Here is a 543-nt window from a genome sequence, read left to right on the forward strand (position 1 = left end):
GGTCATCATTCGAGCGATCTCCGCTTGGATAGGTTGCGGTGGGGGTTGCTTCAACAATAAGTAGCCAGCGCTAGTGAGTGCTAACACCATCAAACAAAAGCCAAACCACTGGGTAGGCTTCACTTTCGAAGCGCTAAGTGACAAAACGACGATAAAAAGCCCCATCAAAGTGATGGCAATGAAGAACCATAAAGACATAGCGATACCCGTGAGTAAACATAAGCTTAGTGTACTGGTTTGGTTGAGAGATTGCGTTGATGAAGATACAAAAAAGCCGAGCATTTTGCTCGGCTTTCATATTTAGCGATGAAGGAGAAGATTACTCTTCTTTGCCCTCTTCCGCGTCGTCTGCTGCTGGCGCTTCAGGAGCTTGCTGTTCTGCATTCGCTTCTGTTGTTTCTGCTTCTTCGCCTTCTGGCAATTCCACTTCTTCAACTTCATCGATACGTTGTAGACCAACAACTGACTCGTCTTCTGCGGTACGGATCAGCGTTGCACCGTGGGTGTGACGGCCTGCTTGGCTAGCGGCTGCTTCACTTGTAC

1 protein-coding gene and 1 pseudogene are annotated in these 543 nt (G+C 48.3%); both read right to left on the minus strand.

Features of this window, described 5'->3' with window-relative positions:
• Positions 1-198, minus strand: a pseudogene (locus R7Z77_RS27930) (hypothetical protein); the annotation flags it as partial.
• Between the two features lie 121 nt (positions 199-319).
• A partial coding sequence (locus R7Z77_RS27935; RefSeq protein WP_318137379.1) for a hypothetical protein occupies positions 320-543 on the minus strand: 224 nt, incomplete at its 5' end.

This window comes from Vibrio sp. 1401, assembly GCF_033340295.1.